General features: G+C 62.7%; 14 protein-coding genes and 1 pseudogene. 10 read left to right on the top strand and 5 right to left on the bottom strand.

All coding sequences use genetic code 11. The annotated features are described in order from the left end of the window. Positions 1-19 precede the first annotated feature (19 nt). From AC1Z3W_RS14500 to AC1Z3W_RS14480, 5 genes are all read right to left on the bottom strand, one after another. A complete protein-coding gene (locus AC1Z3W_RS14500; protein WP_124835530.1) occupies positions 20-931 on the bottom strand; it encodes a carbohydrate kinase family protein in 912 nt (303 codons plus the stop codon). Positions 932-1,066: 135 nt separating this feature from the next. Then, positions 1,067-2,011 (bottom strand): ABC transporter substrate-binding protein, encoded by a 945-nt coding sequence (locus AC1Z3W_RS14495; RefSeq protein ID WP_483507807.1) that lies wholly within the window; start codon positions 2,009-2,011, stop codon positions 1,067-1,069. An 86-nt stretch (positions 2,012-2,097) separates the two neighbouring features. After that, positions 2,098-3,126 (bottom strand): ABC transporter permease subunit, encoded by a 1,029-nt coding sequence (locus tag AC1Z3W_RS14490; protein WP_483507806.1) that lies wholly within the window; start codon positions 3,124-3,126, stop codon positions 2,098-2,100. 28 nt (positions 3,127-3,154) lie between these two features. Next, positions 3,155-4,723, bottom strand: coding sequence for a sugar ABC transporter ATP-binding protein (locus AC1Z3W_RS14485; protein WP_057930239.1), 1,569 nt, complete (start codon positions 4,721-4,723; stop codon positions 3,155-3,157). A gap of 372 nt (positions 4,724-5,095) precedes the next feature. Beyond that, the gene (locus tag AC1Z3W_RS14480; protein ID WP_483507805.1) at positions 5,096-5,383 is read right to left on the bottom strand and encodes a hypothetical protein; all 288 of its coding nucleotides are present in this window, start codon (positions 5,381-5,383) and stop codon (positions 5,096-5,098) included. A 388-nt stretch (positions 5,384-5,771) separates the two neighbouring features. On the opposite strand from AC1Z3W_RS14480, the gene aspA reads away from it, so the two are divergent. From aspA to AC1Z3W_RS14430, 10 genes and pseudogenes are all read left to right on the top strand, one after another. Further along, positions 5,772-7,193 (top strand): aspartate ammonia-lyase, encoded by a 1,422-nt coding sequence (aspA, locus tag AC1Z3W_RS14475; protein WP_483507804.1) that lies wholly within the window; start codon positions 5,772-5,774, stop codon positions 7,191-7,193. A gap of 174 nt (positions 7,194-7,367) precedes the next feature. Then, a complete protein-coding gene (locus tag AC1Z3W_RS14470; protein WP_483507803.1) occupies positions 7,368-9,248 on the top strand; it encodes a phosphate acyltransferase in 1,881 nt (626 codons plus the stop codon). Between the two features lie 584 nt (positions 9,249-9,832). Next, a complete protein-coding gene (ansP, locus tag AC1Z3W_RS14465) occupies positions 9,833-11,323 on the top strand; it encodes an L-asparagine permease (protein ID WP_057930242.1) in 1,491 nt (496 codons plus the stop codon). Between the two features lie 66 nt (positions 11,324-11,389). Further along, positions 11,390-12,802: a circularly permuted type 2 ATP-grasp protein gene (locus AC1Z3W_RS14460; RefSeq protein ID WP_483507802.1), complete on the top strand. Its 1,413-nt coding sequence runs from the start codon at positions 11,390-11,392 to the stop codon at positions 12,800-12,802. Positions 12,803-12,866: 64 nt separating this feature from the next. After that, entirely contained in the window at positions 12,867-13,808 is a 942-nt protein-coding gene (locus AC1Z3W_RS14455) for an alpha-E domain-containing protein (RefSeq protein WP_483507801.1), read from the top strand. An 8-nt stretch (positions 13,809-13,816) separates the two neighbouring features. After that, positions 13,817-14,623 carry a transglutaminase family protein gene (locus AC1Z3W_RS14450; RefSeq protein WP_483507800.1) on the top strand — a complete coding sequence of 269 codons (807 nt, stop codon included), beginning with the start codon at positions 13,817-13,819 and terminating at the stop codon, positions 14,621-14,623. 195 nt (positions 14,624-14,818) lie between these two features. Next, positions 14,819-15,112: an ElaB/YgaM/YqjD family protein gene (locus AC1Z3W_RS14445; protein ID WP_057923768.1), complete on the top strand. Its 294-nt coding sequence runs from the start codon at positions 14,819-14,821 to the stop codon at positions 15,110-15,112. Between the two features lie 147 nt (positions 15,113-15,259). Then, a pseudogene (locus AC1Z3W_RS14440) lies at positions 15,260-15,536 on the top strand (malate:quinone oxidoreductase); the annotation flags it as partial. A gap of 103 nt (positions 15,537-15,639) precedes the next feature. Further along, positions 15,640-16,011 carry a malate:quinone oxidoreductase gene (locus AC1Z3W_RS14435; RefSeq protein WP_483507799.1) on the top strand — a complete coding sequence of 124 codons (372 nt, stop codon included), beginning with the start codon at positions 15,640-15,642 and terminating at the stop codon, positions 16,009-16,011. 41 nt (positions 16,012-16,052) lie between these two features. Then, the gene (locus AC1Z3W_RS14430; RefSeq protein ID WP_057923765.1) at positions 16,053-16,445 is read left to right on the top strand and encodes a hypothetical protein; all 393 of its coding nucleotides are present in this window, start codon (positions 16,053-16,055) and stop codon (positions 16,443-16,445) included. The last annotated feature ends 37 nt before the right edge of the window (positions 16,446-16,482 follow it).

Below are 16,482 nucleotides of genomic sequence, written 5' to 3'. Positions count from 1 at the left end.
GATTCTCCTTGTAGTTTCGTCAAGCGCGAAGTTTCGCGTCGACCTCGTCGGGCGTCGGCGCATACGCGCCGTGCCGTGCGCACGTCAGCGACGCGCACGCGGCGGCGAACCGCAGATGGTCCACCGCCGGTGCATCCGGTCGTGTCAGCAGGCTCGCCATCCAGCCGCCCATGGATGCGTCGCCACACCCCACGGTATCGGCGACGACAGTCGCGAACGCGGGCTGAAACAGGGTGCCGTCCGGCTCGAGCAACTGCATGCCGTCGGTACCACGCGTGACGAGAATGGTGGCCTCGGGTGCCCACGCACGGAGTTGCGCGAGCGCGTCGGCTTCGTCCAGCTCCGGAAACAGCCCGTGCAAGTCCTCGTCGGACACCTTGATGTAGCGCGCGAGCCCCGTCATCTCACGCAGCGTGGCCCGATAGGCTGGCCCCTCCATCTCGTCGCGATAGTTCGGGTCGAACGAAATGCATTTGCCTGCGGCATCGGCCGCGGCGGCAACCTCCAGCAGATGCGCCGCGAGCGGTTGCCGAACGAGGCCGAGCGACCCGAAGTGGACGATCTGTGCCGCTTCCATCCAGCCTGCCGGCAGCGTTTGGGCGTCGAACGCGAGATCGGCGCTGTTGTCGCCGACGAAAAAGTACGCCGGCGGCGATTTCGACGTCACCATGGCGAGGAGCGGCGGGCGTTCGACCTGGCGCATGAAGCGCATGTCGAGCCCGGCCTCCCTGCTCGACGAGGCGAGGGTGTCGCCGAACAGGTCGCGGCTGACAGTGCCGGCAAAGCCGGTCGGCACACCCAGACGAGCCGCAACGCGGGACACGTTCCAGCAGGAGCCGCCCGCGGCGGCGCGCCACCGTCCGTCGCTTTCAAGGATGAAATCGGTCAGCGCTTCGCCGAAGACGACGAGGCGGGGGAGGTTTTTCGTCATGTCGATTCCGTATGGGTACATCGGATCAGGTCCGCGCGGCTCGGCGCACCGCTTTCCTGCGTCACCCGCGAATGGGTGGTGCAGGCAGCGGACGGGCGGGCATCGGACCGGATCTCGACGCGCTCGTGTTCTCGCTCAGCGTGGCGAGGTCCAGCCCTTGTAGCTCTTTGCGTTGTCGCGCGTGATCAGTGCCGGCTCGATCAGGATCATCGGGTTGGCCGGCTTCTGGCCGTTCATGATTCCGTAGCCGACGTTGACGGCCTGCTGCGCCATCGCCCACGGATCCTGGCTCGACGACGCCTGCACGAGCGTGTTGGACTTCAGCGCCACCTCGATGTCCGGCGCGCCGTCGACCGACGTGATCACCACGTTCGGGCGATTCAGCTGCTTCGCCGCGAGATCGCTGCCGATCGCCTGCGGGTCGTTGATCGTGAACACGCCGTCGAGCTTCGGAAAGCGCGTCAGGTAACCCTGCATCGTGTTCATCCCGCCTTCGCGCGAGCCCTTGCCGTCCTGGTCGCTCGACAGCAGCTTGATGCCCGGATTCTTCGCGAGCGCGGCCTTGCAGCCGTTCACGCGATCGATCACGGCCGACACCTGCGGGCCGTTCTCGATGATCACGTTCCCCTTACCGTTGAGCTTCTTCGCGAGGTAGTCGCACGCCAGCTCGCCGGCCTTCACGTTGTTGGTCTGCACGGTCGCGTTCGCGCCGGCGGCCGCGACGTCCACCGCGACGACCGTGATGCCGGCCGCCTGCGCCTTCTTCACCGCCGGCTCGATCGCCTTCGGATCGGTCGCGTTGAGCAGGATCATGTCGACGTGCGCGGAGATGAAGTTGTCGATCTGCGTGAACTGCTTGTTCAGGTCGTAGTCGGCCGATACCGCGGTGACCTTCGCGTTCGGATTGAGCTGTTTCGCGCGCGCTTCGGCGCCTTTCACGATCGTGACGAAGTACGGGTTGCCGAGCGATCCGACCGTGACGCCGATCGATTTCAGCGGCTTGTCGGCTGCATGGGCGGCGGCAGCGCCGAAGGCGAGCGCGCAGGCGACGGCGGTCAGGGCGGCTTGGTGCTTGAACATGTCGTTGTGTCTCCGGAAGGTCCGTTGGCGAACGGGCGCAGGAGGACCTGCCCGCGCCCCGATGGTTGAACGGTGAGGAATGCGTGTCAGGTACGAGCCGAGTCGCGCTGGCGATAGCGGTCGAGTGCCACCGCGCCGATGATCACGAGCCCCTTGATGATGTATTGCCAGATGTCGGATACGCCGAGCAGCACGAGGCCGTTGGTCAGCACCGCGATGATCAGCGCGCCGATCAGCGTGCCGACGATCGAGCCGACGCCACCGACGAAGCTCGTGCCGCCGAGGATCACCGCGGCGATCGCATCGAGCTCGTACGACTGGCCGAGCTGCAGGCCGTTGGCCGCGTAGAGGCGCGCGGCCGACATCACCGCGCCGAGACCGGCGAGCAGGCCCGACGCCGCATATACGAACAGCTGGATCGCCCGCACGTTGATGCCCGACAGCCGTGCGGCTTCCGGGTTGCCGCCGACCGAATAGATCCGCATCCCGAGTACGGTGCGGCGCAGGATGAACCACGACAGCGCGATCACGGCGCAGGCGATCACGACGAGCCATGGCACGCCGAGGATGGTGCCGTTGCCGATGAACGCGAACGGCAGTTGCGGGTTGAAGATGGTCGTGTCGTTGCCGATCAGGCGGGCGACCCCGCGCACGGCCGTCATCGCGCCGAGCGTGACGATGAACGGCGGCAGGCGCAGGAACGAGATCAGGCCGCCGTTGATCGCGCCGAACACGAGGCCGACGGCGAGCGCGATGGGCACGCCGAGCCAGCCCCAGCCGGGGATGGTCGAGGCGAGCAGCGCGGCGACGGCCGATGCGGCGAGCACCGAGCCGACCGACAGGTCGATGCCGCCCGTCAGGATCACGAAGGTCATGCCGGCGGCGAGCACGATGTTGATCGAGGCCTGCTGGGTGACGATCGACAGGTTCTGCAGCGTGAAGAAGCCGTCGGTCAGGAATCCGAAGCCGATGCAGAGGACCAGCAGAACCGGCAGCATGCCGGCGGTGCGAACGAGGTTCTGCATGCGTTGCTGGCGCGCGGCCTGCTTGTGTTGCCGAGGCTGCTTGGACGTTTGCGGGGCCGACGCGATCGGCCCTTTGGTTGTGTTGCTCATGTTCTCCTCCGTGTAGTGTGGAATCTCGTCATGCCGCCGGTTGTGCGGCTTCGCTCGCTGCCGGGTGCGATCCGGTAGCGAACCCGATCACGCCTTCCTGGGTGATGGCCTTGCCGGTATGTCCACCGAGTTCGCCGACGAATTCGCCTTCGCGCATGACGAGTACGCGGTCGGCGACCCCGATCACTTCGGGCAATTCGCTCGAAATGACGATCACGCCGACGCCGGAACACGCCAGCTCGTTGATGATTCGGTAGATCTCGGATTTCGCGCCGATGTCGACGCCGCGGGTCGGCTCGTCGAGGATCAGCACGCGCGGTTTCGTCTCGAGCAGGCGCGACAGCAGTACCTTCTGCTGATTGCCGCCCGATAGCGCACCCGCATTGACTTTCGCGTGCGGCACGCGGATCGACAGCGACGCAATGGCGTCACGCGCACGTCGGGCTCCTTCGGCGAGATCGAGCACGCCGCCGCGGCGAGCATCGCGATTGCAGACCGACACGTTGATATTGTTGTGGACGCTCATGTCGAGAAACAGGCCGAGACGCTTGCGGTCCTCGGTCAGGTAGACGAGGCCCGCATCGATGGCTTCCCGCGGCGTACGCATCGCCAGCGTTTTCCCTGCAATCGCAATCTCGCCGCGTGTGCGCGGCTCGGCGCCAAAGATCAAGCGGGCGAGCTCGGTGCGTCCGGCCCCGACCAGCCCGGCGATGCCGAGCACCTCGCCGGCATGCAGGTCGAAGCTGCAGCCGCGCACGCGCGTCTCGTCGGCGATGTCGCGCACGGACAGCACGACGTTGCCCGGGTCGTATGCGGTGTGTTCTTTCTTGTAGAAGCCGGAAAGGTCGCGTCCGACCATCATCTGCACGAGACTGTCGGCGGAGAGCGCATCGCGCTCCAGCGTGCCGACGTAGGTGCCGTCACGCAGTACCGACACGCGATCGGACAGTTCATATATCTCGGCCATCCGGTGGCTGATGTAGATGATGGCGAGACCTTCCGCGCGCAGTTGCCGGATCAGTTCGAACAGTCGGTCGGTTTCGCGCGACGACAATGGCGTCGTTGGCTCGTCCATCACGAGGATGCGAGCACGCGCATGAATGGCGCGTGCAATCTCGACGAGTTGCTGTTCGGCGATCGACAGCGTGCCTACCACCGTGCGCGGGCCAAACGAGGCGCCCAGGCGTGTCAGCACGGCTTCGCAGCCCTGTTCCATCGCAGCGCGGTCGATGGTCCGGAAGCCGCGGCCGGGTTGCCGCAACTCGCGGCCGACGTAGATGTTCTCCGCGACCGTCAGGTTTGGTGCAAGGCTGAGTTCCTGATAGATCACCGCGATTCCGAGCGTGCGCGCGGCGAGCGGACCGTCAACGACCGACGGTATGCCATCGACGAGAATTTCGCCGCCCGGATCGGCCTGGTACGCGCCTGAAAGAATCTTCATCAACGTCGACTTGCCGGCGCCGTTTTCACCCATCAGCGAGTGGACCTCGCCGGCCCTGACTGACAGGCACACGTTGTCGAGGGCGCGGACACCCGGAAAGGTCTTGCTGATGCCGCGCATTTCCAGCAATGCGGGCTTGGATACCGATTGGGACATGACTTGTCTCGCTCCGTTCTTCTGATGTTGTCGTGATCGTTAGCGTCTGGCGCATAGACCGTCAGCGCAGCGGGTGGGGATGCGCGGGTGCGGGTGGACGTATCGGAAGCATGCGGGCCGGCGCGTATGCGCCAGCGCGGCCGGACGTGCGCGGGTTGTCGTCGCGCGCGCCGATCGAAGCGGAAATGTGTGGCCGTCGATCGCACGGGCGTTGCATCACGCGCGTGTCGATATGGCCGATGGGCGTCGTACGACTGCCCCGAGCCTGATGGTGCCTCAATCGTCTCCCCCAGTTGGAGTTCTTCCGATTAATTAAATCAACGTGATTTATTTAATCGCGAATGGAGGGGGACTTCAAGTCTAGGGAAAGCTCTAGTCGTGAACGCGCACCCTTAGGAAGACGATAAAAGGTTTTTCATTTGAAAGTGCGCCGCGGACACCGAAGTGACGCTTTTTATGCGACTCCTGAAGAGAACCGGGCACGGATGCGCGGCGACGGAAATCGCTGAGAGGCTTGTCGTGTGGGCGTTTGCGGCCGATGCCCGCGTCGTGCGAGAGATCGGATGCCGATGGCGTGGGCGGTGCACGGTCCGCCCCGGAGCCGATGACGTGCCGCTGTACGGTTGCGATCGCCGCCTGTTCGCCGACGGTCTGATGCAAGGATCGGTTATAGGTCAGTCGAAAATAGCATAGGTGGTGTCACCAAAAACTCAGTGCCATGCGTCGGGATTGACGGCAAGGCGATCGATTGGTTTGCGGTTTCTCGTTGACTTTCGATGAGGATGGGCGTCGGCGTGACCGGTGAGTCATGCCGACGGGTTCGCACACTGATGCGGGTGTCGCTTCACTTCAGCGCACTCGACTGGCACCTGATTGCCGTATCTGCCGCGAGGCAGAGTGCTCCCGCGGTCAGGTCACGGTGTCGAATGAATCCACTGCCCTTGCACGATTTGCTGTGTCCTTATTCCGATTGCGCATAGTTCTCGCTCGATCGAAATTCGGCTGGTTAGTCTCCGGAAACCAGTGATCGTCTAAAGCGGAGAAAAAAATGTCAGTCTTACCAACGAGAACGGAGCATGATCTGCTGGGCGACTGCGAAGTTCCGTCCAGTGCTTATTACGGAGTCCACACGTTTCGGGCAGTCAAGAATTTCCCGATTACATCCACGCCGATTTCGATCTATCCCGATCTGATCAACGCGCTCGCGTTCATCAAGGAGGCGGCTGCGCTGGCGAATCATCAACTGGAACTCCTTGATGGTGAACGCTGCGATGCGATCGTCGGGGCGTGTCGGGACGTGCGAGCCGGCGCGCTGCACGATCAGTTCGTGGTCGATGTGATCCAGGGCGGCGCGGGTACGTCGACGAACATGAACGCGAACGAGGTCATCGCGAACCGGGCGCTCGAGCGGCTTGGATACGAGCGTGGCGATTACCAGCACCTGCATCCGAACGATCATGTGAATATCGGGCAGAGCACGAACGACGTCTACCCTTCGGCCTTGCGAATCGCTGCCTATCTTGGCATCCACGGACTGATCGACGCGATGGGTGTGCTGCGCCAAGCGTTCGCGGAAAAGGCGGAAGAGTTCGCCGATGTCCTCAAGATGGGACGCACGCAGTTGCAGGACGCAGTACCGATGACGCTCGGCCAGGAGTTCGGTACGTACGCCGTGATGCTTGGTGAGGATCAGGATCGGCTCGCCGAGGCAGTCATGCTGATCTGCGAGATCAACATGGGGGCGACGGCAATCGGCACCGGCATCACCGCACATCCCGACTATGCGCCGCTCGTGCTCGCCCGGCTCGTCGAGCTGACCGGCATTCCGCTCGTCACCGCGCCGAATCTGATCGAAGCGACACAAGACTGTGGTGCATTCGTTCAACTGTCGGGTGTGCTGAAACGCGTGGCGGTCAAGCTCTCGAAGATCTGCAATGACCTACGGCTCTTGTCGAGCGGCCCGCGAGCGGGCCTGGGCGAGATCAACCTGCCCCCGGTTCAGGCCGGATCGAGCATCATGCCTGGCAAGGTCAATCCGGTCATCCCGGAGGTCGTGAACCAGGTGGCATTCGAAGTCATTGGCAATGATCTGACTGTCAGCTTCGCAGCGGAGGCCGGGCAGCTTCAACTGAACGCTTTCGAACCGATCATTGCGCACAGTCTGTTCAAGAGCGTCACGCACCTGAAGAATGCATGCCTGACGCTGGCGAGCCGCTGCGTGACGGGGATTACCGCAAATCGTGAGCATTTGCGCGCCACGGTCGAGAATTCGATCGGGATCGTCACTGCGCTCAATCCTTATATCGGCTACGCCAATGCGACATCGGTCGCCCAGGAGGCACACGCAACCGGCGGCAGCGTAGCGGCGATCGTGCTGGCGCGCGGGCTGCTGTCGAAGGGGCAGCTCGACGAGATTCTGCGCCCCGAGCGGTTGACCAGACCGACCAAGGTGCCCGCCGGGAGTCTCTGACAGGGAAAGGGCAGGCCGACGGTCCTCGCCCTCACCGAAGTTCGATTATCGATTATCCGCAACTGGCATCGCGCGTATCGGTTGGGACAATGTCCCAACTGGTCGAGCAAGTCTGAACTGGCATGGACGATGCCTGATCCGGGAAGAGGCGGGGCAATGCGGGAAGGAAGCAACTTGGAGAGCATCGATGAGCCAGATGGCGTCTACATCGATCAGGCGCGTCGAGACCAGGTCAAGATGACTGTTCTCGACGACGAGCAACAGGGTGTCGCGATCGTTGCCGCGGCGGCGACGCTGAACGCGCTTGAATACATCGGCAAGCGCATCAGCGAAGCGAGGCTCGTCTGCTCAGGTACGGGGCCAGGTGCGCTCGCCTATCTCGATCTGGCGGTGAGCCTCGGGCTGCGGCGGGAAAACATCTTTGTCGGCGATACGACCGGTGTCGTGTACATCGGCCAAGTGGCGGGCATGGATCAGGGGCTGGCGAGATTTGCACGTGGTACCCGGGCGCGCACGATAGCCGACGTGATGCCGGGCGCCGACATCTTCGTCGGGGTGTCGGCGGGCAGCGTGGCGATGGCCGATCTGGTCAAGGTCATGGCGGTCAACCCGATCGTCATCGCGATATCGGATGCGATGCCCGAGGTCATGCCTGAGGCCGTGCTAGCGGTACGGACAGACTCGATAATCGCGACCCGTCACGCGAGCTATCCGAACCAGATCAGTGGCGCGATGTGCCTGCCGTTCATTGCCCGGGGCGCGCTCGATGCCGGAGCCATGACAGTGAACGAGGAGATGAAGCTTGCCGCGGTCCACGCGATCGCGTCACTCGCGCAAGCGGAGATACCGAAGGAGGTTGCCGCAATAGATGATGCGCATGAGTTGCGCTTTGGTCCCCGCTATCTGATTCCGAAAGCCTTCGACCGAAGGTTGATCGAGGTGGTCGCGCCTGCCGTGGCGAAGGCGGCTGCCGAAAGCGGTGTCGCACGGCGACGGATAGCGAATATGGAAGCCTATCGGCGAAGTCTCTCGCCCGTCAGTGGCCGCTCGAGTCCGACGAGGCGGGCAGCGATTGCCGGCCGGCAGGCCAACGTGAAGTCGGTGATATTTGCAGAGGGCGAGGACGAGCGCGTGTTGCGTGCTGCCCAGTGCGCGATCGACGAGTCCGTCGCCAGGCCAGTGTTGCTTGGCAGGCCAGATGTGATCGCGGACGTGATTGATCGTTGCCAGCTCGGTCTCGATCCGGGCGGGAACTGCGAGATCGTCGACCCGCTTGATCCGGATATCCACGACGCCGCCGTGGCACGCTACTGCTTGCTACGTCAGCGTGACGGCATCTCGCCCGTACTTGCCGCAGTCGAACTGCGCAGTTGCCGCACGCTGCTTGCCGCGATGCTGCTCAGGATCGGGCGCGCAGACGCGATGCTTTGCGGGACGGCCGGACGCCGAGCGGGTCATCTGATTGCCGTGCGAGACGTGATCGGACGTCGCAAAGGCGTCAACACGCTCGCGCTAATGGAGACCCTCATGTTGCCGGAGCGCCCCTTGTTCATCTGCGATGCGCTTGTGAACAGCAATCCCGGTGCCGAGCAAATCGCCGAAATTGCGTGGCTCGGGGTCGATGAAGTGAGTCGCTTGGGAGTCTCGCCGCAGGTCATGCTGGTGCCGAGGTTGGGTTCGAGTGCGTCGGACGCGACGCGCGAAAAGAAGATGTGCGAAGCGCTGGCCATGATCCACGAGCGCGTTTCAGGAATGGCGAGTGGCGAAGGGGCGCCGAGCGGCTCGGCGTTCCCATGCGCAACCTTCGATCCGACGCTCTCGGAGTTGAATTTCGACGCAAGTGCAAACATTCTCGTGACGCATGATGGCGAAATGGCCAACGTCATTCGCAATGTGATGCGAATTTCAACGGGTCAAGGAATCTCAGCCGGCCAGGTTGTCCTCGGCGCTCGGTGGCGTGTTCACATCCTGACGCCGGCGACGACGGTCCGGCAAATCGTCAACGCGACTGCACTTGCCGTGAGTGACGACGCGTTCAACTGGACACGTTCGTAAAAGGCGAATTCCCGATGCGACGAGCGGTCGCTCATGCAGGGCGATCGATCGAAGCATCGTCACTTTCGCCTCTTCGCGCTCCGGGTCGCGAAGCTCCACGGCCTCTCGATCAGGTTCGAGGCGGTCTTTTCTTTCAGTGTGGTTAAGGCTCGACGAAATCTTGTCGTCCGACTGATTCTCTATTGATTTGTACAGCTATACATAAATTTCGCATTGGCGGGAAAGATGCGAACTTCGCTCTGTACGTTGCCGGGCCGAATGCGGCAGCGGACATTTCGCTCGATCGAACGCTTCGTGTTGCAGCCGACAGGCCGCCGGCCCGCCGTTGATCGCGTGTCTTCGGGGTGCCTTCCGGATATTTGCCATGCCGGATTTCAAAGTGTTTTAGTCATTTTTTGCATAGGAATTGTGGGGCGAATTTCGACTGAATAGGCTCCGGTCAGATGTTCCAGATCGCGACTGTCCGCGTGCCGAAATCACGATATGGCGGCGAAAATCCGGCTGCATGTGTCTACCTATGATGATAGGAAAAATGACCGGCGCCTTTAAGAATTGAATTTCTTTGATTATTGGAGGATACAGTCATGGCATCGATTCCCGAACCGTCGCCGACGGGCGAAACCGATCAACGCAGCTGGCTGGAATCCCACGAGGCTGGTTATCACAAGACCCTGGGCAATCGACAGGTGCAGATGATCGCGATCGGCGGCGCGATCGGCACGGGACTTTTCCTCGGGGCCGGCGCACGCCTTCAGGTAGCAGGGCCGTCGCTCGCGATCGTCTATCTCGTATGCGGCGCGTTCTCGTTCCTGATTCTGCGAGCGCTTGGCGAACTCGTGATGCATCGCCCGAGCAGCGGAAGCTTCGTGTCGTACGCGCGCGAGTTCCTCGGCGAGAAGGCGTCTTTCGTAGCCGGCTGGATGTATTTCCTGAATTGGGCGATGACGGGGATCGTCGACATTACTGCGGTTGCGCTCTACATGCATTACTGGGCCCCGTTCTCAGGCGTTCCGCAATGGATCTTCGCATTGATCGCGCTCTGCATTGTCGCCACCATGAATCTGATCGGCGTGAAGTGGTTTGCCGAAATGGAGTTCTGGTTTGCGTTGATCAAGGTCGCTGCCATCGTGCTGTTTCTCGGGATCGGCTCCGTGATCCTGGGCACGGGTGGACACGTCGCCGGCCATGACACGGGCATGCATCTGATCACCGACAACGGCGGCGTTTTCCCGCATGGGCTGATGCCAGCACTCGTGCTGGTGCAGGGCGTGGTGTTTGCATTCGCGGGCGTCGAATTGGTTGGCACGGCCGCTGGCGAATGCAAGGATGCACGCAAGGTGCTGCCGCGCGCGATCAACAGCGTGATCTGGCGAATCGCGCTGTTCTATGTCGCATCGGTGGTGCTGCTCGTCTGCCTGTTGCCGTGGAGTGCCTATAAGGCGGGCCAGAGCCCGTTCGTCACGTTCTTCGGCGCGCTCGGCGTGCCGGGCATCGGCTCGATGATGAACATGGTGGTGTTGACGGCGGCGTTGTCAAGCCTGAACTCGGGGCTGTATTCGACCGGGCGCGTGCTGCGCTCGCTCGCGATGGGCGGCTCCGCGCCCGCGGCGCTGTCGCGGATGAGCGCGCAGTCGGTGCCATATGTAGGCATCCTTGTGACGGTCGCGATCTATGTAGTGGGTGTGCTGCTGAATTACCTGGTGCCGTCCAGCGTGTTCGAGATCGTGCTCAACGTTGCGTCGCTTGGCATCCTCAGCACGTGGGGTTTCATCATCGTCTGTCAGATGAAGTTCCGCGCGGCCGTCAAACGCGGTGACGTGGACGACGTGCCATTCAAGATGCCCGGAGCACCGGTCACGTCGTGGCTCACGCTGCTGTTCCTGCTTGGCGTGCTGGTGCTGATGGCGTTCGACTATCCGAATGGAACCTGCACCGTGGCGTCGATTCCGGTAGTCGCACTGCTGCTTGTCGTCGGCTGGCGGTGGGTGAGCGGCCGTGCGCGTCGCGTGTCGCTAAAACCGACGATTCCGTCGGTCGCGCTCACGCAGAACGTGCTCGAAAAGGGTGACAACTAATGCGACACGCAACGGTATCCGGACCCGTGAAGGTTCCCGCTGCCCGTGACAACAGAGAAAAATTCCATGGCACCGTTTGACGAAATGCTGGCAGGCGATCAGGTTCGCCAGCCCTACTCGCGAGTCAAGGCGTGGCTCGACACGCAGAACCCTGCGAGCCTCGCCCAGAAGGCCCACGATGCGGAAGGTGTGTTCCGCAGGACGGGCATCACGTTCGCCGTCTACGGCGACGCGCAAGCCGCCGAGCGGCTGATTCCATTCGATATCGTGCCGAGGATCATCTCGGGCGCCGAATGGAGCCGGCTGTCGCTGGGCATCGAGCAGCGCGTGATGGCACTCAACGCGTTCCTCGACGACATCTACCACCGCCAGGAAATCGTGCGCGCGGGCATCGTGCCGAAGCACCTGATCGCGCACAACGAGGCGTTCATCCCCGAGATGATCGATTTCCGGCCGCCCGGCAACGTTTATACGCACATCATCGGTGTCGACATCGTGCGCACCGGTGAAAACGAGTTCTACGTGCTGGAGGACAACGCACGCACGCCGTCGGGCGTGTCGTACATGCTGGAAAACCGCGAGACGATGATGCAGCTCTTCCCGGAGCTGTTCCAGCAGGTCAAGGTGCGCCCGGTCGAGACCTATCCGCAGATGTTGCGCCAGTCGCTCGCGGCCGTGTGCCCGCCGGGCGGCAACGCCGACAACCCGACCATCGCCGTGCTCACGCCCGGCATCCACAATTCCGCGTACTACGAACACTCGTTCCTCGCCGACCAGATGGGCGTGCACCTCGTCGAGGGCAGCGACCTGCAGGTGGTCGACGGCCGCGTCGCGATGCGCACGACCGAAGGCTTCCAGGCGATCGACGTGCTGTACCGCCGCGTCGACGACGCATTCCTCGATCCGCTCACGTTCCGCCCCGATTCGGTGCTCGGCGTGGCCGGGATCATGGACGTCTACCGCGCCGGCAACATCACGATCGCGAATGCGCCGGGCACCGGCATCGCCGACGACAAGGCGATCTACTCGTACATGCCGGAGATCGTCGAGTTCTACACGGGCCGCAAGGCGCTGCTGGAGAACGTGCCGACCTGGCGCTGCGGCGAGGCCGACAGCCTGAAATACGTGCTCGACCATCTCGACGAACTGGTCGTGAAGGAAGTGCACGGCTCGGGCGGCTACGGGATGCTGGTCGGGCCGTGCGCGTCGAAGGCCGAACTCGAGGCATTCGCCGCGAAGCTGCGCGCGCGGCCCGCGAACTACATCGCGCAACCCACGCTGGCGTTGTCCACGACGCCGATCCTGACCGAAGCCGGCCTCGCGCCGCGCCACGTCGACCTGCGGCCGTTCGTGCTGGTGTCGGACCGGATCCGCATCACGCCGGGCGGGCTCACGCGCGTCGCGCTGCAGGAGGGGTCGCTCGTCGTCAACTCGAGCCAGGGCGGCGGCACCAAGGACACCTGGGTGCTGGCCGACTGAGCCGGGCACGAGCACGCGCGCCGCAGCCGGCGCGCGAACCGAACGAACACGGAGTGGACACGAGATGCTTCTGGGACGAACTGCGAGCGGGCTTTACTGGATGTACCGCTATATCGAGCGCGCGGAGAACATCGCGCGCATCGTCGATGCCGGGCTGCGGATGGCGCTTACGCGCACGTCCGACGCGCCGGCCGAATGGTCGTCGGTGCTGGTCAGCTCGGGCGCGGACGACGGCTATCGTCAGAAATACGACGCGTATGCCGCCGATACCGTGACCGACTACCTGCTGCGCGACCGCGACAACCCGTCGAGCGTGCTGTCGTGCATCGAGGCCGCGCGCTCGAATGCGCGGATGGTGCGCACGGCGCTCACGCGCGAGGCATGGGAAAGCGTGAACGGTGCCTGGCTCGCGCTGCGCCGCGCGCTCGCGCAGCCGGTGCCGGAGAGCGGGCTGCCGGCGGTGCTCGACGAAGTGAAGCGCGAAACCGCGCTGATTCTCGGCAGCTTCTACAGCACGATGCTGCGCAACGAGATCTTCGATTTCGCGCAGATCGGCGCGTTCGTCGAGCGGGCGGACAACACCGCGCGGATTCTCGACGTCAAATACCACCTGCTGCTGCCGTCGGTGTCGCACGTCGGCACGCTGCTCGATACCAATCACTGGGAGTCGATCTTGCGGTCGGTCGAGGCCAACAACTCGTATCGCTGGGTGTACGACGTGCAGTACAAGCCGATGAACATCGCCGACTACCTGATCCTGAACGGCCGCATGCCGCGCTCGTTGCGCTATTGCTATGGCCGCGTGATGTCGAGTCTCAACCTGCTCGTGAAAGAGCATGGTGCTGCTCATGCGTGCCACGACACCGCCGCACAGATGCTCACGACGCTGTCCGACAGTACGATCGAACGCATCTTCAAGAACGGCCTGCACGAATTCCTGACCGGATTCATTCGGCGCAACCACCGACTGGGGCTCGAAATCGCCCAGGCGTACAACTTCGACTGAACGCAATCATGCAACTCTCGATTGTTCATACGTCCCGCTATGTCTACGATGCGCCCGTGCAGCAGGCCATTCAACGCATGCGCCTTCATCCACTGTCGAGTGCGAGTCAGACTGTCGTTGATTGGGAAATCCGGGTCAATGGCAAGCCGCCCGGGTTGACGTATCTCGACGGATTCGGGAATCGAATCGACCTTGCAGACCATGTTTCGAGCGCGAGCGAGATTGTGATCGAATCTGCCGGAAACGTGACGACGCGCGACATGACGGGTGTGGTGGGGTACCTCGACGATTGTGCCCATCCGTGGCTGTTCCTGCGTGAAACGCAGTTGACCAAGGCGGGGGGCGCGCTCGAAGAATTCGCGATGTCGTTTTCCGGCATATCGAATCAGCTGATGATGCTCCATGACCTCATGGAGGCGATCCATGACCGGTTCGAATTTGCAACAGGCGCCACGGATGTCGATACCGATGCCGAGACGGCATGGACCGGCGGAACGGGCGTTTGCCAGGACTATGCGCATGTTTTCATTGCGGCCTCCCGCCGGCTCGGTATTCCAGCCCGTTATATCTCGGGCTATCTGCTGATGGACGGCCAAGATCGACAGGCGGCCAGCCATGCGTGGGCGGGCGCGTACGTGGATGGTCTCGGCTGGGTCGGCTTCGATCCCGCGAACAACATCTGTCCCAACGAACATTACGTGAAGCTGGCTGCTGGCATGGATTATCACGGCGCATCTCCAGTCAAAGGGTGCAGCAGGCAGGGAAGCGGCGGATCCCTCAGTGTGGAGATCGATGTGCGTCGAGCGGTTGCGTGACGCATTCGTCGCTGGCTCATCGGGATAGCAGGCGTCATGGAGTTAGTCGAAATGCGCATAGCTCTTGCCGAGGAAAATTCGGTTGGGTACGTTGTTCATGTCGGATTTCCAATCACTGTGCGTTGGCGACAGAGGACTCCGAGCCGACAAGACGGGTATGTGCGCTCGAAATGAAATCAGGATGCAATTCATCAAATGGAGATCGTGATGACGACGTCGGCAAATATGCAAGGTGCAATGGAACGAGCAGCGAAGGATGCGGGTTATGACGGCGTTGACGCTTTCGATGACGAGAACGTGCGCGAGGCGCTTCGCGATCGACTCAAGCAGGTCAAGAAGAGAGCGGCGGAAGCGCAGGTGATTGTCGTCGAGAAGGGGAAGAAGACCGCTCGTGTCGCGAACGAGTACGTGCACGATCGTCCATGGACAACGGCGGCAACTGCGCTCGGAGTGGGGGTGTTGATCGGGTTGCTGATCGGTCGGCGATGAGCACAAGCGCGCCGGCCCGGCAGGCGCGTCGAACCGGACCTCTTTCGGAGCGCTGACCGGTTTGCCGATAGTGCCGGGCAATTGCATCTCCGGCAGCAGGTTCGACAGATCAGTCAGCGGCCAGGATAGGAGCAGTGGGTGCCGCTGATGATGGAAGGCCGCGACCGTTCGCAGAAGGTCGCCGCCGCCTGGACGCCGATCGGCACCGACGGGAACTTCGGCGAAATCACGCGGCAGTTCGTCGGCTACTTGCGGCAGCAGCCTGATATCTCGCGCCACACAAGACGGCACGTGGCACGTTTCGTGGGGCAGGCGCGACGCAAGTGGCGCACGGCAGGCCGTCGACGCGAAGTTCGTTTTCATTGGTGCGGGCGGCGGCGCACTGCACCTACTGCAGGTGTCCGGCATCCCTGAGGCCACGGAATACGGTGCGTTCCCGGTGGGCAGCTCGTTCCTCGTGACCGACGACACGGACGTCGTCAAACTCGTACTTCGACTAGCTGAACAGCACCAATACGCGCGGCGTGATGCCGATGATTCGCGTGGGCGTCGACGAGTTTCCGCTCGTGGAATACCTGGCCGGCCAGCTCATGCTGTTCCACGACGACCGCTTCAATGCGCTGAAGGAATACTTCCCGAACGCAAAGGAGGACGCCTGGCGTCCGTGGCAGGCCGGGCAGCGCGTGCAGATCATCAAGCGTGACCCGGTGAAAGGTGGCGTGCTCAAGCTTGGCACCGAGGTTGTCAGCGCGAAGGGCGGCAGCATCGCGGGCCTGCTCGGCACATCGCCGGGCGCATTGACTGTCGCGCCGATCATGCCGAGTGTGCTCGAGAAGGTGTTCAAGGCCAAGGCGATTGCACACGACATAATCAGCCAATTCTCGACAGATTCAACATGAGTCACCCTCCACGACGCGACCGACGGCCATTCACGAAATCGATGTTGCTTCCGCTGCCTTCGGTGGACGTGCGACGTTTATCGCTGAGATTTCACCTTGCGCTTGCGGTGATGAGCTCCGGTCACGGAAACGGTGACCAGTTCATGACATTGCTCGGTACCACCTACATCGCCTTCTTCTTGCGCGATATCGAGGTAGACGATGTCGATCGACGCTTGTACAAGCGTGCTGAAGATGCGCTGGAGCAATGCATGCAACGCGTCGAGCAAGGGCAACCATGGACGCTCCTGGTCGATGAACGTATAGCAATCGAGCAATTGGTGACGTTCCACGACATACAGCTATTGATCGCCCCTGCGCATCGCTATGTCGACGCCTGGGAGCGCGTGAGATATGTCGTCGAGAAGGGACGTCCGTCGCCGATACCGGCGTGAACACGCCGACATGGGGCCGGCAGAAGCGGTTTCGCGC

This window comes from Burkholderia sp. 10_S31 (assembly GCF_056930375.1).
Note: the sequence above shows the minus strand (reverse complement) of the source record. Positions and strands in the feature narration are given on the sequence as shown.